This window comes from Streptomyces sp. NPDC090106 (genome assembly GCF_044747265.1).
Taxonomy (GTDB): Bacteria; Actinomycetota; Actinomycetes; order Streptomycetales; family Streptomycetaceae; genus Streptomyces.
The window spans coordinates 380,897-401,268 of record NZ_JBIVDS010000004.1; the positions used below are offsets into that span (position 1 = coordinate 380,897).

The window sequence follows — 20,372 nt, forward strand, 5'->3', positions numbered from 1 at the left end:
CATCCGGGGCCGCTAACCTTACGTGTCCGTCCTGGCCAGGGATTGACGGGCATCAACTCATGCGAAGGGTTGCGCACATGGGCATTCTCACTCTCCTGCGGAACGCGTTCGGCCGGTCACGCAAGGGGCGTACCGCCGAGGCGGAGGGTGCTGACAGGACGACCACGCCGGTGGTGCCGTCCCCTTCGCCGGAGCCGGTGCCTGCGGCGCCTGAACCGGCCAAGATCGAGGTCCCCGAACCCCGCCCCGCGTCTCCGACGGTCAAGGAGGACGACGAACACGATCTGGTCGCCGCCGCCTTCGACAACGTGACGGTCCCCAAGCAGGCGGACCCGTCGGAGGAGCCGCCGGCGGAGCCGGCGGCGGCGGAGAAGCCCGCCACCGAGGAGCCCCCGGCCGCCGAGCCCGCGGCCGAGGAAGAAACACCGGTCACCGAGCCCGCCTCCGCCGAGGAGCCGGTCGTCGAAGAGACGACTCCGGAGGCCGTGCCGGAGACGGAGGCCGTCGCGGAGGAGCCGGTCGTCACCGAAGAGCCGGTGGCGGAGGAGACGGCCCCCGAGCCCAGCGCCGAGGCGGAGCCCGTAGCCGAACCCGAGCCCGCCGAGGAGCCGGTCGCCGAAGAGGCTCCCGCCGCCGAGCCGGAGCCCGTCGAGGAGCCGGAGCCGGTCGTGGAGGCCGAGGTCGCCGAGCCCGTCGAGGAGCCCGAGCCCGAGCCGGTCGTGGAGGCCGAGCCCGAGCCCGAGCCGGTCGCCGAGGTCACCCCGGAGCCCGAGGCCGTCACCGAGCCCGAGGCCGCCTCGGAACCGGAACCCGAGCCCGAGCCCGAGCCCGCGGCCGTCACCGAGGCGGAGCCCGTCGCGGCAGCCGTCGAGCCCGCGGTCGCCGACGGCGGGGACGCCCCGCAGGGGCCACCCGCGGACGACATCGAAACCGTCACGGGTGGTGCGGGTGGGAACACCTCCGCGGCCGAAGGCGAAGCCGAGGCCGAACACCCCGAAGCCCAAGCCGAGCGCACGCGCCCCGTGGGCGACGCCGCGTCCCTCGCCCTGGCGAAGGCCGGCCTCACCACCGCCCGCGCCCTCACCTACCTCGTCCTGGACCGCTCCGCGAGCATGCGGCCGTACTACAAGGACGGCTCCGCCCAGGCCCTCGCGGACCAGACCCTGGCCCTGGCCACCCACCTCACCCCCGAGGGCACGGACCCGTCCGTCCACGTCGTCTTCTTCTCCACGGAGGTGGACGGCACCACGGACCTCACCCCCGCCTCCTCCGAGAACGCGGTCGACGAGGCCCACGCCGGCCTCGGCCGCATGGGCCGCACCAGCTACCACGCGGCGGTGGAAGCCGTCCTCGCGCACTACGACAAGGCCGCCCCCGACGCGAAGACCCCCGCCCTGGTGGTCTTCCAGACGGACGGCGCCCCGGACGCGAAGACCCCCGCCACCCAGTCCCTCACGGACGCCGCGAAGTCCCACCCCGCCCTCTTCTTCTCCTTCGTCGCGTTCGGCGAGCACGAGAACAAGGCCTTCGACTACCTGCGCAAGCTGAAGACCGACAACACGGCCTTCTTCCACGCGGGCCCGACCCCGAAGGAACTCACGGACGCGGAGCTCTACGACGGCGTACTGATCGACTGGCGCCCGTAACCCCCGCAGCACGACCGATGCCGCCCGCTTCTCACCCCGTAAAACGGGAAGCGGGCGGCATACACATGTCGGCTACGATTTCAAGGTTCGAAAACCCGAGACAGCACCGACCTGGGAGCAGCCCCCGATGGCTCGACACCTCATCACCAGCGCCCTTCCGTACATCAACGGGATCAAGCACCTGGGCAACATGGTGGGGTCCATGCTCCCGGCGGACGTGTACTCCCGGTACCTCCGCCAGCGTGGCCACGACGTCCTGTACATCTGTGCGACGGACGAGCACGGCACCCCGGCGGAGCTGGCGGCCAAGGAGCAGGGTCTCCCGGTGGCCGAGTTCTGCGCGCAGGCGCACGACGCCCAGAAGGCCGTCTACGACGGTTTCGCGCTCGCGTTCGACTACTTCGGCCGCAGCTCCTCGCAGCAGAACGTCGAGATCACGCAGCACTTCGCCCGCCGCCTGAACGAGAACGGCTTCATCGAGGAGCGGGCGATCCGCCAGGTGTACAGCCCGGCCGACGAGCGTTTCCTCCCGGACCGCTACGTCGAGGGCACCTGCCCGCACTGCGGCTACGACAAGGCCCGCGGCGACCAGTGCGAGAACTGCACCCGCGTCCTGGACCCGACGGACCTGATCGACCCGCGCTCGGCGATCTCCGGCTCCACGGACCTGGAGGTCCGCGAGACCAAGCACCTCTTCCTCCTCCAGTCCAAGCTCCAGCACGAGGTCGAGGAGTGGGTGGCGGCCCACGAGGCGGAGTGGCCGCAGCTCGCGTCCTCCATCGCCCGCAAGTGGCTGACCGAGGGACTGCACGACCGCGCGATCACCCGTGACCTGGACTGGGGCGTCCCGGTGCCCGCCGACACCTGGCCGGAGCTGGCGGCCGAGGGCAAGGTCTTCTACGTCTGGTTCGACGCCCCGATCGAGTACATCGGCGCGACGAAGGAGTGGGCCGACCAGGACCCGTCGACCCGCGACTGGAAGTCCTGGTGGTACGAGTCGGACGACACCGTCCGCTACACGGAGTTCATGGCGAAGGACAACGTCCCGTTCCACACGGTGATGTTCCCGGCGACCGAGCTCGGTGTGCGCGAGCCGTGGAAGAAGGTCGACTACGTCAAGGCCTTCAACTGGCTGACGTACTACGGCGGCAAGTTCTCGACGTCGCAGAAGCGCGGTGTCTTCACCGACCAGGCCCTCGACATCCTGCCCGCCGACTACTGGCGCTACTTCCTCATCGCCAACGCCCCCGAGTCCGACGACTCCTCCTTCACCTGGGAGCACTTCACCGCGACGGTGAACAAGGACCTGGCGGACACCCTCGGCAACTTCGTCAACCGGGTCCTCTCCTTCTCCAAGAAGCGCTTCGGCGAGGAGGTCCCGGCGGGCGGCGAGCCGGGTGAGGCGGAGACGAAGCTGGGCGAGGAGATCGCCCGCCTCCTCGCGGAGTACGAGACCCAGATGGAGTCCCTCCAGTTCCGCAAGGCCGCGGCGGCGCTCCGCGCCCTGTGGTCGGCCGGCAACTCCTACCTGGAGGAGAAGGCCCCCTGGCTGGAGATCAAGACCAGCCCGGAGGGCGCCGCCCTCACCCTGCGCACGGCGATGAACCTGATCCACCTCTACTCGGTGGTCTCCGAGCCGTTCATCCCGACCTCGTCCAAGGCCATGCGCCAGGCCTTCGCCCTCAAGGACGACACGGCGGCCTGGGTCTCCGCCACCGAGGCGAAGGCCCTCACCGCCGTCCCGGCCGGCACCCCCTTCATCGTCCCGCCCGTCCTGTTCGCCAAGCTCACGGACGAGGACCTGGCGACGTACAAGGAGCGCTTCGGCGGCGACCCGGCGTAACACCACCCGACGAGGTCGGCCCGGAACCGAACGGTTCCGGGCCGACCTCGTTCCAGGCGCAAGGAATCAGCCTCGCGACGCATACCCCACGAACTCCGCCCATGCCTCCGGCGCCAGCGCAAGGCGAGGACCGGCGTCCAGGCACTTGGAGTCACGGACGTGGACGGTGCCGGAAGTCGTGGCGACCTCGACGCACGAGTCACCGTCCGGGCCGTCGCTGTAACTGCTCTTGAACCACGCCGACTCGGAGGCGTCGCCGGCGGTGGGCTTGCGAGTCATGTTTCTCCCAGCAGTCGTTCGATGAGGGCCAGCGACTCCCCTGGCGGAAGAGCCTGGGCCCGGATGGTGCCATACCGCAGCTCAAGGATGCGCAGCTCCCTCAGATCCGAGACCGGGCGACCATTGAACGCACCATCGGAGCGCCCGACGGCTGTGCCGTCCTCGAATTTCAGCAACTCGATCCGGCCGCTCATGCCGGGGTGCGGCGCGCTGTCCAGCGGCATCACCTGAAGCGTGACGTTGGAGAACCGCCCTACCTCCAGCAGACGTTCGAACTGTTGTCGCCGCACCATTGTGCCCCCAACATTTCGGTGCAGCGTCGCCTCTTCCAGGACGAACGCGAGGGCTGGAGCAGGCGAGCGTTCGTAGATGGACTGCCGCGCCATGCGAGCGGCCACCCGCCGCTCCAAGTCCTCGGGTGAATAGGCAGGCAGCCACGATTCGAGCAGCGCCCGCGCGTGCTCGGGAGTCTGCAACAGACCGGGGACGCTGCTGCACACGTACACACCGATCTCGACCGCCTTCGCCTCCATCTTCGCCAGGTCCCGCACCTTCTTCGGGTACCGGACCTTCTTCACGTCCTCCCACGAGGCCGAGACGAGCCCGCTCGCCCCCAACACCTCGTCGGCCTTGTCCAGATACTCCTGCCGGGGAATCCGCTTCCCGGCCTCGATCTTGTAGACCAGGTCCTCGCCGTACCCGATCGCCTTGGCGAACTCGGGCACCCGCATCCCCACCGCCTCCCGCCGCAGCCTCAACTGCCGCCCCACGGTGGCGATCACGGCCACGCCCCAGTCGTCGTCCGGGTCCACCTCCCACCCCGGCTCGTCCGCCTCGGTCCTGAGCCGTCCCGCCTCCGCGTCCACCGACATCCCGCACCCCTCCGTCGTACGACCGTGCCGCAAGCGCCCGTACCCGCACGCACCCCCTGGACAGCCCGGACACGTCTGGACAAGCCCTGGACAGTCGCTCTACGTACCGGCGTGATCACTCCTCACGGTACGCACGCGCCGCCACGCTGAGTGACGTGATGAAGAAACCCGCCGACGGCCCCGGCCGCGACTTCAGTGTCCTGCTGTCCCCCACGCCACGCGGAGCCCGCCTCGCCCGTCTGCTGGCCACCGAGCAACTGCGCGCCTGGCAGCTCCCCTTGGACCCGGCCGCGAACATCGTCGCCGAGCTGGCGAACAACGCGGCGACGCACGGTCGCGTGCCGGGCCGGAACTTCCGGCTCCTGCTCCACGTCGTGGGCGGCACCCTCCGTATCGAGGTCACCGACACACACGGTGATCGGCTGCCGCACCCGCAACCCTCCGCCCCCGACAGCGAATCCGGCCGCGGCCTGACGCTCGTCAGCGCCCTCGCAGACCGCTGGGGAGTGTCCCGGGGCCGGCCCCCGCGCAAAACGGTCTGGGCCGAACTCACGCTTCCGGCAACGGAATCACCGAAGCCTGAAGACCCAAGACCCGGTGCGACCGGCGCTCCCCATGAACCACCCACCAGGGAGAAAGCACCCCTCCAAGCCCCACCCCTCCCTCCCGCCGGGCAAACTCACTCGCGCGAGTGAATATGCCCAACTCGACTGGATTTGGGGCAGGTTGGGTGCCCTACGCTCAGCGCCAGCAGTACAGCGACACGACGACAGCCGCAGACATGCGACGGCCCCCGCCGGGACTAGCGATCCCAGTGCGGGGGCCTGACCACCAAGGAAGTAGGAGCTTCCCGATGGATACCGAAAACCCTAGCGCGCCCTCGCACCCCCAGTCCCGTATCCCGGGCAAAAACCACCCCCACGCGCGACCGCGATCCGGCGTCGTCCACGACAACGCCCGCCACACCGAGAACTTCACGGTGATCGGCAACGACCTCGTCCAGCACCGGCAGCTCTCCCTGCTCGCCATCGGGCTGGCGTGCTACATCCAGTCGGTGCGACAAGGCACGTCGGTCGACATCAAGACCCTCGCCGACCGCTTTCCCGAGGGCCCCACCCGTATCGCCGCCGCCCTGCGCGAACTCGAAGCCCATGGATATCTCCGCCGTACCCGTGAACGCACCGCCACCGGCCGGGTCGTCACCCGCACGGTCTCCTGCAACAGACCAGGACACCGGACGGCCACCGACGATCCCTCCGACCGGCGGCCCACCCGACGCGCGGCCCCGGACGAGCCACCCCCACGAAAGCGCCTCCCCGCCGTGCCCCGGCCCTCGTACACCTCCCCCGACCTCCTCCGGACAGCCGTCGACGTCCTCGCCGGCCTCCGCCGCCGCGACCCGCGCCTCCTCCTCTCGGCCACGGACGCCGAGCACCTCGCCCCGGGCGTCGCCGCCTGGCTGGAGCGCGACATCACCCCCACCGCCGTACGCCACGCCCTGACCGAGAACCTGCCGAACGAGCCCCTGATCCGCCCGGCCGCCTTCCTCGCCCACCGCCTGTCCGCCCAGCTCCCACCCCTGCCACCCCTCCGGCCCCCGTCCCCACCGGCCCCGGAACCCGGACACCCCTTCCAGACCTGCGACACCTGCGACCGCGCCTTCCGCTCCCCCACCCCCGGCCACTGCCGCGACTGCCGATCCGGCGTTCCGAGCTCGTGAGCTCTCCGGGCCCGGCACCGTCGGGACCTTTTCCTGAAATCCCCCCACAGCTCCGAAGCCGACCAGGCAGGATGACTTTCCCTTTCGTCGGACAGGACCTCGCGTGCCGCCCTCATTCGCCAAGAACGGATTCCTTCCCCTGGGCCGTTACTCCGTCTCCTTCGATGAGGCGGAATCCATGCTGGTCAGCGCACCTACGTTCGCGGACTCCCTGACGCGCACGCGACTGTGGGACGGCCTGCGCGACTACCTCGATCCGTTCCTCACCCTGGAGGACACCTACACCGACGACCTCGGCGGCATTCCGCTCATCCACAGCCTGTGGTTCGGCGGCAGCTTCGTCAGCGCAAAACTCGACCCAGCGAACATCGACGTGACGCTCCTGATCGACACCCGTGCCGAACGAGCCGTACGAGGGAAGCCGGGATCGAAGTGGCTGACCACCGCCTTCCAGAGCCGGTCCAGGATGCGGGAGAAGTACGGCGTCTCGCCGCTGCGCATCGGGTACCGACCTGTCCCCCATGTCTTCGAGCCGGAGCGCTTCACCCCGGACGAACGGACATACTTCACACAACGAGGTGTGTGGGACGACTGGTGGCAGCGCCGCCGACTACCGGACGTGGACGACCGCTCACCGTCAGAGGACAGTGCCGCCCCGGCACGCGGATACCTGGAGGTGCGACTGTGACCGGCGACAGCTGGCGCGAGCGCAGGCGCGCGCTCCGGGGAGACGATCCCGACGCGTCCCGACGTGCCGCCCAGCTGCTGGACGCTCTGGGCTCGGAGGAGAGGGACGACGAGGAAGTCGAGGCCGACCACCGCGCGAGCCGACTGGCCGCAGCTCGGGAGTACGCGCCGGACGCGCAGCTCGACGAGGAACTCCAGCTCCGGCTGACCGGACCGGACACCGACGGTGGCGCCCTTCGTTTCCAGTGGGGTGACGCGCTGCTCGAACCCGTGGAGAACCTGGTCTCCGCCGCCGCGGGAACGCCCGTGCAGCTGGAGCTCACCGGGATCTCCGCAGGCAGCACCGTTGTACACGCCCGGCCCGTCCCCACGCCCGTCGAGTCCTCACACCCCGACGTCCTTCTCGCTCCAGCCACGTCCGCCGCAGCCACAGGTCTCGGCACCCTCACCCTGCTGCTCGACGCGCTGGAGTCGGAGCGGGACATCCGAGAGTGGACAAAGCTCTTCGACGCGCTCGAATCCGTGTCCCGGGCTTTGAGCAGGCACGCTCTCGACCTGGGCGTCACCTGGTACGGCGCTGACGGCAGCATGCGCCGTGCCCGGCTGACCGAGCGTGGCAGGAGCTATGTGAAACGGCTCCGGGAGACCAGGGACCGGGACCAAGAGATGATCGTCTCCGGTCGTATCACCGAACTCCGGGAAAGCGGCGTGGTGAAGGTCAAGACAGGAACGGCCAAGAACTCACTCGCGTACGAGGTCCATTTCGAGGATCCCGAGGAACTGCTGCGCATGCGCCCCGGGCTCGGAGACAACGTCCACTTCCGGGTCCGGTTCCGGCAGCAGCTGGACTCCATGGGTATCGCTCGGTCCGCCGAATACACCTACCTCGGACCGGCCGCCGAGCAGACATCCCTCCGGCTCGAACCCTAGATGGATGAGGGCTCGACGTCGACGTAGCTCTCGCGGAGGCGGGACGCCTGTCGTGCGTGCCTGCCTCATTGCGGCCTCTCAGTCCTGCGGTGCGACGCGGATACGGTTCCCGTCAGGATCAGCTGCGAGGAAGGTCAACCCGAACCCCGCATCGTGAGGCTCGCGCAGGATCGTCACGCCCTTGGACTGCCACCGCTCAAAGATCGCGTCGACTTCGCCGGGTCCACCATCGACGGCCAGGCACACCTCACCGGTGCGCGGGACGTCCGGTGACAGATCCTCGAACTGGCCGGACCACAGTCCGAGGTCAGCTCCTGGGCCGAGGTCGAAAGTGACGTATCCCGGAGTCTCGAACGAAGGGCTCATGCCGAAGAGGTCGCCGTAGAAACGGGCAGCAGCGGGAGCGTCGTTCACATAGACGATGGACATGACGGATCTGGTCAAGGTTGTTCCTTCTCGCAGGCGGTAGGCGCGTACCCACCAGCCTGACCGGAATATGCGCCGCATCGTGTCGCAAATTCCTGAACTAATTGCTGTGTGACGCCAGACCGCTTCTTCACCCTGATGCTGCTCCTCACTTCGAGGGGTGCCGTGACCACACAGGAACTGGCCTCAGCGCTCGGGGTGTCCCTTCGCACCGTCACCCGGGACCTGAACTGGCTGCGCGACGCCGGTCTGCCGGTGAGCGCGCACCGGGGCCGCCTGGGCGGCGTCATCATGCTGCCCGGATCCGGACTCGACCCCACGCGGCTCACCCCGGGCGAGCGGGACCATCTGTTGCTCACCGGGCTGGACGAGAAGCAACGTGCGGAGCTCAACACATCAGCCGAAACCCAGCGCGCGCTCTCCAAGGTCGCCGCTACACAGCCGCGTCGAGTTCCTGAGCTCCTGCCACTCACCGACGTGGTGCACGTGGACAGCCGCCCCTGGCATCAGACACGAGCTTTCGACGCAACTCCGGCTTCAATGATCGGCGCGGTGCGGCAAGGCCGCAGACTCCGGATCGAGTACGACAGCCCACGCGAGTCATCCCCACGCGACCTGGTCGTGGATCCTTATGGGCTGTTCGCCAAAGCCGGCATCTGGTACCTCGTCGCCGACTGCGCCCGGGTGCCACGGATGTACCGACTCGAACGGATCACGACGTGGAAAGCAGTCGACCAGCCACGACGGATCCGCGAGAGCCAGACCCTGGCCACCGTCGCTGCAGCGCTCATCGCCCAGTGGGAACACGACCACGCGATAGAGGTCAGCGCCACCATCGACCCGACCCAGATCGAGCGAGCGCAACGGATCTTCGGCCAACGACTCGTCCGGGACGATTATGAGCAATCCGCCACCGGCCACAAGGTGACAATCCGCTTCCTGTATCTGGAGGATGTGGGAGCACTGCTGCCGTTCGGGAGCGCCATCACTGTGCACGGCCCCACCGAGGCCAGGGCTCACCTGCGCGACCTCGCCATCCGTCTTGCCCACCACTATGCGCCGTCACCAACGCCGTGACCCACAGCACCTGGACGCGCCTCCTGCGCCCCGTCCACCCCCGCTGCCGGCCGGCCGAGCGCGCCACTCCGCCCACAACGGCGCCCGCCTGAACGACGCCGGACACCAGAACCGGGGTCCGGCGCCCGCGTGGGGAGCGGCGGTGGGAGGATGCGGTCACGGATGAGTCCTCCTGCTACGGGAGGGGCGGGGAGACCCGCGGCTCGTCCGTGGTCGTGGAGATCGACAAGGGGGCCGTGAATCTTTCCGCCGCTGGGTGATCAAGTGGTGGACAGGGGGCGGAACTTGCCAGAAAACATACGTAGGGTTTGCGCCATGGCAGTACCACGGGTCATCCCGATCGCCTACGAGCCGCGCGGGCACACCGAGGCCATCGGGTTTTACGAAGACGGGCAGTTCCTGGGGTCGGTCACCTATGCCTTCCCCAAGGGGTTCCGCCCCGGCGACGGCTGGGAGGAGCAGAAACGGCTGTACGCCGTGCTGCACACCTTCGACGCCGAGGGCGGTTACCGCGACTCGGAGATCTGGTGCGCCGGCACCTGGGCCGAGGCCCAGACCGACGGCACCGTCGTCGGCCGTGCCCGCGCGCGCCTCGCCCAGCTGCTACGCAGCCTGCCGCGCCGGACATACACCGACATCGCCGTCATGCCCTTCCAGCTCACCTTCGAGGGCGTGCTGTTCGGGCTGGTCGTGGAGGAGGACGACGAGGAGCCCTGGGCCGAGCTCTACCCCGACCGGCTGGGCTTCGGACCGCCGTGGGACGGGACGTACGACACCTGAGCCGGCCCCGGCGGCCGACCGGTTCGCGACGGGCACGTGACGGTTCCGCGACCGATCGGCCACCGACGGGCCGACGAGCTAGGCAGAGACCCCCACAAGGCGCTATACATGCCCGAAGATCATCAGAAGATCACTCGTGGGGGGTTCATCCATGGCACTTTTCGGCAACGCGCACACGATCGATCCGGGTCAGGCCCAGGCCGACTTCGCCAAGCTGCTCGGCGCCGGTGAGGGCGTCCAGGCGGCGTACCAGCTGGTCCGTGACGTCATCATGTTCACCGACCGCCGGCTGATCCTGGTCGACAAGCAGGGCATCACCGGCAAGAAGGTCGAGTACCACTCGATCCCGTACCGCAGCATCACGCACTTCGCGGTGGAGACGGCCGGCACCTTCGACCTCGACGCCGAGCTGAAGATCTGGGTCTCGGGCAGCTCGGTGCCGATCGAGAAGACCTTCACCAAGGGCGTCGACATCTACGAGGTGCAGGCGATCCTCACCCAGTTCGTCGCGAAGTAGCAGCAGCGGCAGAAGCGGCGAAGCAGAAGCCGAAGCAGCGGGCCACGGCCCTCCCGCCTCCCCCTCCGCACTGGCCGGAAGTTGACCAAGTCTTGGTAATATCCGGCCACTTGTGCGAGGGCGGGGGCCCTCGCAGGGGAGGGAAACTCACGTGGGCAGACACGCCCTGAGACGGGGCGGTCTGACCGCCGCCGTCTCCTCGCTCGCGGTCGCCGTGGCGACCGCGTCCGTCGTCGTCCTCACCGAGGGCGACGACTCCGCGCAGGCCGCCGAGACCGCCGTGGCCACCACCGCGGTCACGCTCGTCGACCCCAGCTCGACGACCCCGCGCACCGACCGGCCCTACGTCGACGGGGACACCGGGTTCCTGCACCGGCAGACGGGCCGCGACGGACTCCTGTGGACGGACTTCACGACCGGCGCGACGGTCACCGTCGAGAACGAGACCGGCGTCTACACCCCGGGCACGGGCTGCACGACGATCGGCGCCGAGTGCCGTACGGCCTGGTACGGCACGGACGGCGACCTCGTCGCCCTGCCGACCACCGCCAACGACGCGTACGCCACCCTCTGGGACCCGGCGACGGCCACCTCCCGGAAGGTCGGCTGGAGCTCCAGCGGCCAGGGCTACTACCGTGCGCTCGCCGGGGACACGATCGTGACCTCCTACTCCCTGATCGACGAGGTCGACGGTGAGTGGCGCACCCGCAGGGTCACCGGGGACACGGCGACCGTGACGGCCGGCGGTGTCCTGGCGGCGGACGCCTCCGGGCTGCTGGTGCAGAACACCACCTACGGCTCGCTGCACTACATCGACGTCGAGTCGGCGGTGAGCACCGAGGTCTTCCCGGAAGCCACCGGCAACTCCTCGTTCGTGATGAGCGAGGACCTGGTCGGCTGGTACTACAACGGCACCGCCGAACTGCATCTGAAGTCCCGCACCGATCCGACCGCCGCCGAGCGGGTGGTCACGCTGCCCGAGAACCCGGGCGCCCTGGACGGCGACCCGGTCCTGGTCGGCCACTGGCTGCTGCTGCCGCTGTCGTCCAGCGCGCTGGGCTCCCAGCTGGTCGCGGTCGACATCGACGACCCGTCCGTGCGGCAGACCCTGCTGACGAGCGCGAACCCGTACGCCCTCGCGGCCGGTGACGGCACCGCCCTGGTCACCGGCGGCACCGACGCCACCGACTGGTGGGTGCAGCGGGTGGGCCGGGCCGAGGACGGCGGCCTCACCCTGGAGAAGGTGCAGCAGTCCCCGGCGATCGAGAACGCCAAGACGGGCCTCTCGCTCAGCCGCGGCAGCCTGCGGGTCGCCGAGTCCGACCGCACGACGTCCGTGCGCACCCTCACCACCGACGGCTCCGGCCTGCTGACGGCGTCCGACGCGACGGCGAGCTCCTCCGTCTCCTCCACCGCGGTCTGCCCCTACACCGGCACCACCTGCGTGCAGCTGTGGGGCAACCTCGACGACGAGGACGTCTACCTCTCGACGTACAACGGCGAGGACCGCCTGGTCTCCATCGGGTACGTCCCCCTGGAGTTCGGCACCAAGGGCGGATCGGTCGTCGACGTCTCCGACGACTACGCGGTCTACGACGCGGGTTCCACCCAGTACGTCGGCCAGTTCGGCTACGCGACGAAGCTGACGCGGACCGTCCGCGCCGCCGCCCTCAACGGCCCCACCCTGTGGAGCGCCACGACCACCGCGGGCAGGCTGACCTCGTACGACATCGCGCGGGAGAAGACGCTCGGCACGGTCACGGTCCCGAACCTGTCCTGCGTCCCGAGCGAACTCCAGGCCGCCGGACGCTGGTTGTACTGGGCGTGCGGCACGGACTCGGCGGGCGTGTACGACACGAAGGCCGGTACGTCGACGGCGGTCACCCCCGGTGACGTCCTCCTCGGCGACGGCTTCACGGTCCGCCACGACCACACGGCCGACACGCTGGTCCTGACCGAGGCGGCCACCGGCACCACCCGCACGATCGCCTCCGGCCTCGCCCCGAACGCCCTGGACCAGGACCGGCGTTACCGCTGGACGGTCGACGAGTACACGGGCCTGGTCGCGTGGACCGACGCCTACGAGCGCACGCACGTCACCACGACCGGCATCGCCCCGTCGGCGGTGACGGCCTTCGAGGCGTCGGCCGATTCCTACCTGTCCGCGGGGACGTCCCTCACGGTCGAGGCGGTGCTGTCCCGCCCCGCCACCTCCTGGTCGCTCACCTTCACCTCGGTGCAGAGCGGCCCGACCGGCAAGGGCACCCGGACGATCACCGGCGGCGCGACCACGGCCCGGCTGTCGGCGTCCTGGAACGGGAAGACGGCGAGCGGGAGTTACTTCCCCAACGGCCATCTCACCTGGACCCTGAGGGCGAAGGGCCTCGGCAGCGCGACGACCGACACGGTCACCTCGGGCGAGGTCTTCCTCCAGCAGGGCTCCCCGGTGCGTCACGACCATGTCAGCGTCGACGGCGTCGACGGCCGCGGCGACCTGCTCACCCTCAACTCCTCCGGCGGCCTGACCTTCCACGAGGGCACGGGCACCGGCAAGTTCGGCGACAAGTTCACCGGCTCCGGCTGGGCGACCAGCGTCAAGGCGATCCCGGTCGGCGATCTGAGCGGCGACCGCTGCAACGACGTCCTCGTCCGGTACAGCTCGGGCGCGCTGCGCCTGTACAAGCCGGGCTGCAACAAGACGGTCAAGCCGTCGACGTCGTACACGACCCTCGCGACCAGTGGCTGGACGCAGTACGACGTGCTGACGGCTCCCGGTGACGTCAGCGGGGACGGCCGTCCCGACCTGATCGCCCGCAACGCCTCCACGGGGACCGTGTACCTGTACAAGGGCACGAGCACCGGCAAGCTGTCGTCGCGCGTGAAGCTCTACGACAACTGGAAGACGTACAAGAAGGTCATCGGCGCCGGGGACCTCAACGGCGACGGCATCGGCGACCTCCTCGCCCAGGACAAGTCGAACAACCTCTACCGCTACGACGGCAAGGGCGACGGCACCTTCAAGGCACGCGTCAAGCTCTTCACCGCCTGGGGCGCCTCCTACAACACCGTCGTCGGCGTCGGTGACATCACCGACGACGGGAAGGCCGACCTGGTCTCCCGCGACACCGGCGGCACCCTGTGGCGCAACACCGGCAACGGCAAGGGGTCCTTCGCGGGCCGGGTGAAGATCGCGACCGGCTTCGGCGGGTACAAGTTCCTCTCCTAGCCGTCTGATCGGCGGCGGGGCGGTGTCACAGCAGAGCGGGCGCCCGCCCCGCCCACCAGGGCGCGCTGTACCAGCCTCCCGGGACGCGGCGGCCGGCGACCACGCCTCCGGCGTAGTAGTACGGCGTCGCGTCCCGGCGGCGGTTGGAGACGACGTAGGTGACGGCTTCGACGAGGACGCGGCCGTCGCGGGCCGTGACGGCGGGGGTGCCGAGGGCGGGCAGGGCGGGGCCGGGGTCGAGTCCGAGGGCGACCCTGGCCCCGCGGACGTAGTGCAGCCCTTCCAGCACGTTCCGGGTGACCCGCTCGTAGTGGCCCGCGGCCAGGTTCTCGCGGGCGGCCCGGCAGCGCTCGCCCGCGTCGGCGAGCGCCTGCGCGGCGGCCCGGTCGGGTCCGGCGTCGAGGCCGACCAGGCCGCCGCCGAGCCGCGCGAGCCACCGTTCGGCCTCGTCCCGTCCGTCGGAGGGCACGGCGGCGGCCACCGGCTCGGCGGCCGGGATCTCCGCGCCGGTCTGCGGACGCTCCTGGCGCCCGCGCCGTTGCCGTCGCTGGGCAACGACGCCGAACACGGCTCCGGCGATCAGCAACAGGGCGAGCAGCACGACGACGACCATCGCTTCCTCCAGCGGTCACAGGGCCCTCTTCGGGTACCCCACGGGCGGGGGCGGACCCGCCCCGGTACGTCCCATGAGAAGCCCGGCCGCTGTGGGGAGTCGTCGGAGCCTCTGTACGGCTCCTGTGAGTCGTCCATGGCACCTCACGCGCGCGGGGCGCCCGGGACCGTCAGGTCCCCGGGCGCCCCGGCGGGTCGGTACGCCGTGCGTACGCCGTGCGTCCTACATCGTGGTGTTGTCGTTCTCGGCGTCCGGGTCGACGCCCATCGTGAGGGAGCCGACGACGCCCTTGGCGATGTTCTTCTTGTTGTACTTCAGCTTGAGGAGACCGCCCGTGGTGCCGCTCTGGTCGTAGATGGTGTCCTCGGTGAGCGTGGTGCGGGTGGTGGTGCTGGTGGAGTACGGATCGACCTCGGCGGAGGCGAGCACCGACTCCTCGCTGAAGAAGAACTGGCCGGTGTGGCAGGTGTTGCCGCCCTCGTACCCGGCGTCCGTCCACTCGCCGTTGACGTGCACCTTGGTGTGGATGTGCACACAGCGGCCCTGGTACCAGCCCGGGAAGACGGTCTGGAAGGTGACCTGGCCGTGCTTGTCGGTCCGCCAGGTGCCGCGCAGGTAGCGCTCGTCGTCGGTGGGCTCCTGGTGGATGGAGCCGCCGGTGCCGCCGGAGGGGGCGCCGGACGGCGGCTCACCGGTGGGCGTGGCCCCGTCGGTGGGCGCGTCGGTGGGCGCGTCGGTGGGCGCGTCGGTGGGGATGCCGCCACCGCCGGTGGACATGGCCTCGTAGCCGGAGTAGATGCCCAGCGCGTCGCAGTGCCAGATGTCGACGGCGGCGTTCGCGATCGGTTTGCAGGTCTCGGAGTCGATCACCTTGAGCTTGAGGACGAGCGGGATGCCCTCCTTGTCCTCGGTGATGTCGTGCCGGATCTTGTCCGCGTCGATGTAGTACGGCCCCTCGGTGGTCTCCGAGGTGAGCTTGTAGCACGCCTCGGCGGCGGAGTCGCTCGCGGTGGCGGAGGCGGTGCCCGTCGTCTCGTCCGCGAACGCGCCCGAGGCGAGTGCGGCGCCCGCGCCCACGGCGACGGCGGCGCCCGCACCCGCCACGACGACCTTGCGGCGCGTCAGGTCCCGCTTGTGCTTCGGTTCGGTGCTCTGCTGATTTCCCGTCATGGGCAAGGAACGTAGGTAAGAATCCTTGGAGGCCCACGGGAACGGCCTGTGATCACATCACAGGCTGAGGATAGGCAAGCCTTTCCTGAGCTTCAGCCCGATGGTCTTCACTTGGCCGCGCGAGCCGTGTCCGCCGTCCCCCCGGCGCCCTGCGCGAGCGCCGCCCCGTCCGTCGCCCGGGCGCCGCGGATGTACCGGGCGGCGACCACCGCCAGCAGCGAGGCCGCCGACAGGGTGTACAGGCCGCCGTTGGTGCTGCCGGTCGTGTCCTTGAGGTAGCCGAAGAGGGTGGGCGACACGAATCCGCCCAGGTTGCCGAGGGAGTTGATGAGCGCGAGCCCCGGTGCGGCGATCCGCAGGTCCAGGCCGGACTGGGCCATCGGCCAGAACAGCGTGGCCGCGCACTTGGACCCCACCCCGGCGAGGGTGATCGCGGCGAGCCCGAACCAGGGCGAGCCGAGGGTGGCCAGATAGGTGCCGATCGCGGACAGGACGAGCATCAGCGCCAGATAGGGGCGCCGGTCGGGCGCGCGGTCGGTGAAGTGGCTCAGCGGGTACATCGCGAGCATCGAGCAGATGGCGGGGATGGCCGAGAGCAGCCCGACCTGGAAGGACGACAGCCCGCCGATCTCCTCGATCAGGCTCGGCAGCCAGAAGGTGATCGCGTACCCGGTGAGCGTCATCGCGAAGAACGCGCCGGTGAGCAGGGCGACCTGGGGGTGCAGCACCAGCTTCCAGCGCGAGGTGCGCGGGGCCCGGCTGCGCACGTCCTCGTCCCGGGCGACGGCGGTGCGCAGCGCCCGCTTCTCGTCGTCGGCCAGCCAGCGCGCGTCCTCGATGCGGGAGACGAGGAAGAACCCGGCGGCGATCCCGACGACGATCGAGAAGGTGCCCTCGATCGCGAACATCCAGCGCCAGCCGGCGAACCCGCCCGCGCCGTGCAGTTCCAGCAGGGCGCCGGTGATCGGGCCGGTGATGATGCCGGCCGCCGCGGACCCGCCGAGGAAGATCGCGGTGGCCCGGCCGCGGTGGGCGTCGGGCAGCCACTGGGTGATGTAGAGCATGGCGCCGGGGAAGAAGCCCGCCTCGGCGACCCCCAGCAGGAAGCGCAGGACGTAGAACATGGTGACGTTGTGGATGAAGCACATCGCCACGATCACCAGCCCCCAGGTGATCATGATCCGGGTCAGCCAGACCCGGGCCCCGAACCGCTCCAGGAGCATGTTGCTGGGCACCTCGAACAGGGCGTACCCGATGAAGAACAGTCCGGCCCCCAGGCCGTACGCCGTGGCGCCGATGCCCACGTCGGCCTGGAGGTCCTCCTGGACGAACCCGATGTTCGTCCGGTCCAGGTTGTTGACCAGCAGCATCAGCACCAGCAGCGGCATCATCCGGCGCAGGAACTTGCCGACGGCGCGGGACTCGGGTGCTGACATCGGCTCTGACATCGTTGTCTTCCCATCTTGCCGTACATCTGTTGTTCATATGCATGAATCACGATCACGTTCTTGGGAACGATATGGAGGCAAGCCCTCCAGGTCAATGGGCTGTCCACGTAACCATGTATGTGAACGACGGAGGGGCCCACGGCACTCGGCCGGGGCCCCTCGGTGCTGCGCTACGGCTCAGCTCGCGGACGCGGACGGGGAGGCCGAGTCGGTCGGCGCCGGGCCGCCGCCCCCGTCCTGGCCGTCGTTCGTCGCCTCCGGGTCCACACCGACCTTGATCGACGCCAGGACGCCGCGGGCGATGTCGTCCTTGCGGTACCGCAGCCTCAGCAGACCGCCCGCGGCGCCCGTGCCGTCGTAGATGGTGTCCTCGTCGAGGGTCGTGCGCTCGGCGGCGTTGGAGGCGTACGGCTCCACGACCGTCGTCAGCAGCACCGACTCCTCGTCGAAGAAGAACTGGCCGGTGTGGCAGGTGTTGCCGCCCTCGTACCCGGCGTCCGTCCACTCGCCGTTGACGTGCACCTTGACGTGGACGTGGATGCAGCGGCCCCGGTACCAGCCCGGGAAGAGCGACTTGAAGGTGACCTGGCCGTGCCGGTCGGTCCGCCAGGTGCCGCGCAGATAGCGGGTGTCGTCCGTCGGCTCCTGGTGACCGCCGCCACCGCCGCCCGGGGGCGGGCCGGTCGGGACGTCGGTGGGCACGTCCGTGGGGACGTCGGTGGGGGTGCCCGTCGGGGCCGGACCGCCACCCCCGCCCCCGCCGTTGCCCATGTCCTCGTACCCGGAGTAGATGCCCACCGCGTCGCAGTGCCAGATGTCCACGGCGGCGTTGCGGATCGGCGCGCAGGTCTCGTTGTCGATGACCTTGATCCTCAGAAGGAGCGGGATGCCCTCCTTGTCCTCGGTGACATCACGGCGGATCTTGTCCGCGTCGATGTAGTAGGGGCCCTCGGTGGTCTCCGAGGTCAGCACATAGCAGTCCTCGCCCGCCGCCGCCGGTTTCGCTCTCCCCGGTGCGCCCTCGAAGGCGTTCGCCGCGAACGCGGTCCCGCCCACACCCACCGCCGCGACCGCTCCGGCGCCCACCGCGACGACCTTACGGCGCGTCACATCACGTACGTCTGTGGCCTCTTGAGGCTGATGATTCGCTGTCATGCGCCTGGAAGTTAGGTATGAACCCTGTCAACAGGCTGAGAAAACAGCAGGAATTCCGGGGCAATGCGAAAGGGACCTGAAATCGACGGGCGATTTCAAGTCCCTTTGCGTTCAAGCGAGTTGCAAGTCTTGCCTTACTTCGGCTGCGGCTTGCGCACCGACAGGTGCAGCTCCCTCAGCCGGGCCTCCTCCAGCTCCGTCGGCGCGCCCATCATCAGGTCCTGGGCGTTGCCGTTGAGCGGGAAGGAGATCGTCTCGCGGATGTTCGGCTCGTCGGCCAGCAGCATCACGATGCGGTCGACACCGGGGGCGATCCCGCCGTGCGGCGGGGCGCCGAAGCGGAACGCGCGCAGCATGCCGGCGAACTTGTCCTCGACGGTCTCACGGTCGTAGCCCGCGATCTCGAACGCCTTCAGCATGATCTCGGGCTCGTGGTTGCGGATCGCGCCGGAGGACAGCTCGACACCGTTGCAGACGATGTCGTACTGCCAGCCCAGGATGTCCAGCGGGTCCTGGGTCTCCAGGGCCTCCAGACCGCCCTGCGGCATGGAGAACGGGTTGTGCGAGAAGTCGATCGCGCCGGTCTCCTCGTCCTTCTCGTACATCGGGAAGTCGACGATCCAGCAGAACCGGAACACGCCCTCCTCGAAGTGCCCGGCGCGCTTGGCGGCCTCGACCCGGACCGCGCCCATGATCTTCGAGACCTCGTCGAACTCGCCCGCGCCGAAGAACACGGCGTGACCGGCGGCCAGCGAGAGCCGCTTGGTCAGCTCCGCCACGTTCTCCTCGGTGAGGAACTTGGCGATCGGGCCGGTGAGCGAACCGTCCTCGGCGACCCGCACCCAGGCCAGACCCTTGGCGCCCTGCGAGACGGCGTAGTCACCGAGCTGGTCGAAGAACTTGCGGGGCTGCGCGGAGACGTCCGGCACCGGCAGCGCGCGCACGTGCTTGCCCGCGAAGGCCTTGAACTCCGAGCCCTCGAAGATGTCGGTGATGTCGACGAGCTCCAGCTGGGCCCGCAGGTCCGGCTTGTCCGAGCCGTACTTCAGCATCGACTCGCGGAACGGGATCCGCGGGAACGGCGAGGTGACCTCACGGCCGCCGCCGAACTCCTGGAACAGCTCCGTCATCAGCCGCTCGACGGGCTGGAAGACGTCCTCCTGCTCGACGAAGGACATCTCGATGTCGAGCTGGTAGAACTCGCCCGGCGAACGGTCCGCACGCGCGTCCTCGTCGCGGAAGCAGGGCGCGATCTGGAAGTAGCGGTCGAAGCCGGAGATCATCAGGAGCTGCTTGAACTGCTGCGGCGCCTGGGGGAGGGCGTAGAACTTGCCCGGGTTGAGCCGGGACGGCACGACGAAGTCACGGGCGCCCTCGGGGGAGGTCGCGGACAGGATCGGCGTCGCCATCTCGTTGAAGCCGAGGGCCACCATCTTGGAGCGGATCGAGGCGATCACCGACGACCGCAGCATGATGTTCTTGTGCATCCGCTCGCGGCGCAGGTCCAGGAAGCGGTACTCCAGGCGCCGCTCCTCGTTGACCCCGTCCTCGGTGTTGATCGTGAACGGCAGCGGCGCGGCGGCGCCGAGCAGCTCGACCTCGCCGACCTCGACCTCGATCTCACCGGTGGGCAGCTCGGTGTTGATGTTCTCGGCACCCCGGGAGACGACCTTGCCGTCGATCCGGACCGTGGACTCCTTGGACACCTTGTCCAGCGCCTCGTAGGCGGGCGTGCCGGGACGGGCGACGAGCTGCGTGATGCCGTAGTGGTCCCGCAGATCGATGAAGAGGATGCCGCCCAGGTCGCGCCGATTGTGCAGCCAGCCACTCAGCCGGACGTCGGTACCGACGTCAGAGGAGCGGAGCTCGCCGCAGGTGTGGGACCTGTACCGATGCATCGTCGTTCATCCAGTCTTCGCGGATCGGGGGGCTTGTTTCACGTGAAACACCCCCAGCCTACCGGGGCCCCCGAGATCGACTCCC

The 20,372-nt window shown here is 69.5% G+C and carries 18 protein-coding genes; 10 read left to right on the forward strand and 8 right to left on the reverse strand.

Annotation, left to right across the window (positions count from 1 at the left end):
* The first annotated feature begins 77 nt into the window (after positions 1-77).
* Together ACIPSE_RS15490 and metG are read left to right on the forward strand one after the other, a co-directional pair.
* Positions 78-1,646, forward strand: coding sequence for a VWA domain-containing protein (locus tag ACIPSE_RS15490; RefSeq protein WP_401662549.1), 1,569 nt, complete (start codon positions 78-80; stop codon positions 1,644-1,646).
* Positions 1,647-1,773: 127 nt separating this feature from the next.
* Positions 1,774-3,489, forward strand: coding sequence for a methionine--tRNA ligase (gene metG / locus ACIPSE_RS15495; RefSeq protein WP_401662551.1), 1,716 nt, complete (start codon positions 1,774-1,776; stop codon positions 3,487-3,489).
* 66 nt (positions 3,490-3,555) lie between these two features.
* On the opposite strand, the gene ACIPSE_RS15500 is transcribed toward metG, so the two are convergent.
* A complete protein-coding gene (locus ACIPSE_RS15500; protein ID WP_401662553.1) occupies positions 3,556-3,768 on the reverse strand; it encodes a DUF397 domain-containing protein in 213 nt (70 codons plus the stop codon).
* A complete protein-coding gene (locus ACIPSE_RS15505; protein WP_401662555.1) occupies positions 3,765-4,640 on the reverse strand; it encodes a helix-turn-helix domain-containing protein in 876 nt (291 codons plus the stop codon). The genes ACIPSE_RS15500 and ACIPSE_RS15505 overlap by 4 nt, the downstream gene beginning before the upstream one ends.
* 158 nt (positions 4,641-4,798) lie before the next feature.
* Between ACIPSE_RS15505 and ACIPSE_RS15510 the strand changes: the two genes are divergently transcribed.
* The 4 genes from ACIPSE_RS15510 (at position 4,799) to ACIPSE_RS15525 (ending at position 7,977) form a co-directional block, all read left to right on the forward strand.
* The gene (locus tag ACIPSE_RS15510) at positions 4,799-5,335 is read left to right on the forward strand and encodes an ATP-binding protein (RefSeq protein WP_401663115.1); all 537 of its coding nucleotides are present in this window, start codon (positions 4,799-4,801) and stop codon (positions 5,333-5,335) included.
* Positions 5,336-5,493: 158 nt separating this feature from the next.
* Positions 5,494-6,360: a helix-turn-helix domain-containing protein gene (locus ACIPSE_RS15515; protein WP_401662557.1), complete on the forward strand. Its 867-nt coding sequence runs from the start codon at positions 5,494-5,496 to the stop codon at positions 6,358-6,360.
* Between the two features lie 103 nt (positions 6,361-6,463).
* Positions 6,464-7,048, forward strand: a complete 585-nt coding sequence (locus ACIPSE_RS15520; RefSeq protein ID WP_401662559.1) for a DUF6932 family protein — start codon at positions 6,464-6,466, stop codon at positions 7,046-7,048.
* The gene (locus ACIPSE_RS15525; RefSeq protein WP_401662560.1) at positions 7,045-7,977 is read left to right on the forward strand and encodes a hypothetical protein; all 933 of its coding nucleotides are present in this window, start codon (positions 7,045-7,047) and stop codon (positions 7,975-7,977) included. The genes ACIPSE_RS15520 and ACIPSE_RS15525 overlap by 4 nt, the downstream gene beginning before the upstream one ends.
* A 78-nt stretch (positions 7,978-8,055) precedes the next feature.
* Here the strand turns inward: ACIPSE_RS15525 and ACIPSE_RS15530 are convergent, their stop codons facing one another.
* A complete protein-coding gene (locus ACIPSE_RS15530) occupies positions 8,056-8,421 on the reverse strand; it encodes a VOC family protein (protein ID WP_401662562.1) in 366 nt (121 codons plus the stop codon).
* A gap of 93 nt (positions 8,422-8,514) precedes the next feature.
* Between ACIPSE_RS15530 and ACIPSE_RS15535 the strand changes: the two genes are divergently transcribed.
* From ACIPSE_RS15535 to ACIPSE_RS15550, 4 genes are all read left to right on the forward strand, one after another.
* Entirely contained in the window at positions 8,515-9,480 is a 966-nt protein-coding gene (locus ACIPSE_RS15535) for a helix-turn-helix transcriptional regulator (protein ID WP_401662564.1), read from the forward strand.
* Between the two features lie 315 nt (positions 9,481-9,795).
* Positions 9,796-10,260: a hypothetical protein gene (locus ACIPSE_RS15540; RefSeq protein WP_401662566.1), complete on the forward strand. Its 465-nt coding sequence runs from the start codon at positions 9,796-9,798 to the stop codon at positions 10,258-10,260.
* A 151-nt stretch (positions 10,261-10,411) separates the two neighbouring features.
* Positions 10,412-10,777: a PH domain-containing protein gene (locus ACIPSE_RS15545; RefSeq protein WP_401662568.1), complete on the forward strand. Its 366-nt coding sequence runs from the start codon at positions 10,412-10,414 to the stop codon at positions 10,775-10,777.
* 151 nt (positions 10,778-10,928) lie between these two features.
* Positions 10,929-14,003 (forward strand): FG-GAP repeat domain-containing protein, encoded by a 3,075-nt coding sequence (locus ACIPSE_RS15550; protein ID WP_401662570.1) that lies wholly within the window; start codon positions 10,929-10,931, stop codon positions 14,001-14,003.
* Positions 14,004-14,028: 25 nt separating this feature from the next.
* Here ACIPSE_RS15550 and ACIPSE_RS15555 read toward each other — a convergent pair whose 3' ends face one another.
* The 5 genes from ACIPSE_RS15555 to aspS form a co-directional block, all read right to left on the reverse strand.
* On the reverse strand, positions 14,029-14,616 hold the full coding sequence (locus ACIPSE_RS15555; RefSeq protein ID WP_401662572.1) for a hypothetical protein: 588 nt from the start codon (positions 14,614-14,616) through the stop codon (positions 14,029-14,031).
* A 222-nt stretch (positions 14,617-14,838) separates the two neighbouring features.
* Positions 14,839-15,786: a dioxygenase gene (locus tag ACIPSE_RS15560; RefSeq protein ID WP_401662574.1), complete on the reverse strand. Its 948-nt coding sequence runs from the start codon at positions 15,784-15,786 to the stop codon at positions 14,839-14,841.
* 107 nt (positions 15,787-15,893) lie between these two features.
* Positions 15,894-17,222: an MFS transporter gene (locus ACIPSE_RS15565; protein ID WP_401662576.1), complete on the reverse strand. Its 1,329-nt coding sequence runs from the start codon at positions 17,220-17,222 to the stop codon at positions 15,894-15,896.
* 189 nt (positions 17,223-17,411) lie between these two features.
* Positions 17,412-18,389 carry an intradiol ring-cleavage dioxygenase gene (locus ACIPSE_RS15570; protein ID WP_401662578.1) on the reverse strand — a complete coding sequence of 326 codons (978 nt, stop codon included), beginning with the start codon at positions 18,387-18,389 and terminating at the stop codon, positions 17,412-17,414.
* Positions 18,390-18,523: 134 nt separating this feature from the next.
* Positions 18,524-20,287 (reverse strand): aspartate--tRNA ligase, encoded by a 1,764-nt coding sequence (aspS, locus tag ACIPSE_RS15575; RefSeq protein ID WP_401662580.1) that lies wholly within the window; start codon positions 20,285-20,287, stop codon positions 18,524-18,526.
* Positions 20,288-20,372 lie beyond the last annotated feature (85 nt).

Excerpts from the sequence above, each read along its gene's own strand:
- ACIPSE_RS15515 (WP_401662557.1), top strand. The coding sequence starts at position 5,494 with ATGGATACCGAAAACCCTAGCGCGCCCTCGCACCCCCAGTCCCGTATC.
- ACIPSE_RS15505 (WP_401662555.1), bottom strand. The coding sequence starts at position 4,640 with ATGTCGGTGGACGCGGAGGCGGGACGGCTCAGGACCGAGGCGGACGAG.
- ACIPSE_RS15565 (WP_401662576.1), bottom strand. The coding sequence starts at position 17,222 with ATGTCAGCACCCGAGTCCCGCGCCGTCGGCAAGTTCCTGCGCCGGATG.
- ACIPSE_RS15510 (WP_401663115.1), top strand. The coding sequence starts at position 4,799 with ATGAAGAAACCCGCCGACGGCCCCGGCCGCGACTTCAGTGTCCTGCTG.
- ACIPSE_RS15500 (WP_401662553.1), bottom strand. The coding sequence starts at position 3,768 with ATGACTCGCAAGCCCACCGCCGGCGACGCCTCCGAGTCGGCGTGGTTC.
- metG (WP_401662551.1), top strand. The coding sequence starts at position 1,774 with ATGGCTCGACACCTCATCACCAGCGCCCTTCCGTACATCAACGGGATC.
- ACIPSE_RS15540 (WP_401662566.1), top strand. The coding sequence starts at position 9,796 with ATGGCAGTACCACGGGTCATCCCGATCGCCTACGAGCCGCGCGGGCAC.
- aspS (WP_401662580.1), bottom strand. The coding sequence starts at position 20,287 with ATGCATCGGTACAGGTCCCACACCTGCGGCGAGCTCCGCTCCTCTGAC.
- ACIPSE_RS15555 (WP_401662572.1), bottom strand. The coding sequence starts at position 14,616 with ATGGTCGTCGTCGTGCTGCTCGCCCTGTTGCTGATCGCCGGAGCCGTG.
- ACIPSE_RS15560 (WP_401662574.1), bottom strand. The coding sequence starts at position 15,786 with ATGACGGGAAATCAGCAGAGCACCGAACCGAAGCACAAGCGGGACCTG.
- ACIPSE_RS15570 (WP_401662578.1), bottom strand. The coding sequence starts at position 18,389 with ATGACAGCGAATCATCAGCCTCAAGAGGCCACAGACGTACGTGATGTG.
- ACIPSE_RS15545 (WP_401662568.1), top strand. The coding sequence starts at position 10,412 with ATGGCACTTTTCGGCAACGCGCACACGATCGATCCGGGTCAGGCCCAG.
- ACIPSE_RS15490 (WP_401662549.1), top strand. The coding sequence starts at position 78 with ATGGGCATTCTCACTCTCCTGCGGAACGCGTTCGGCCGGTCACGCAAG.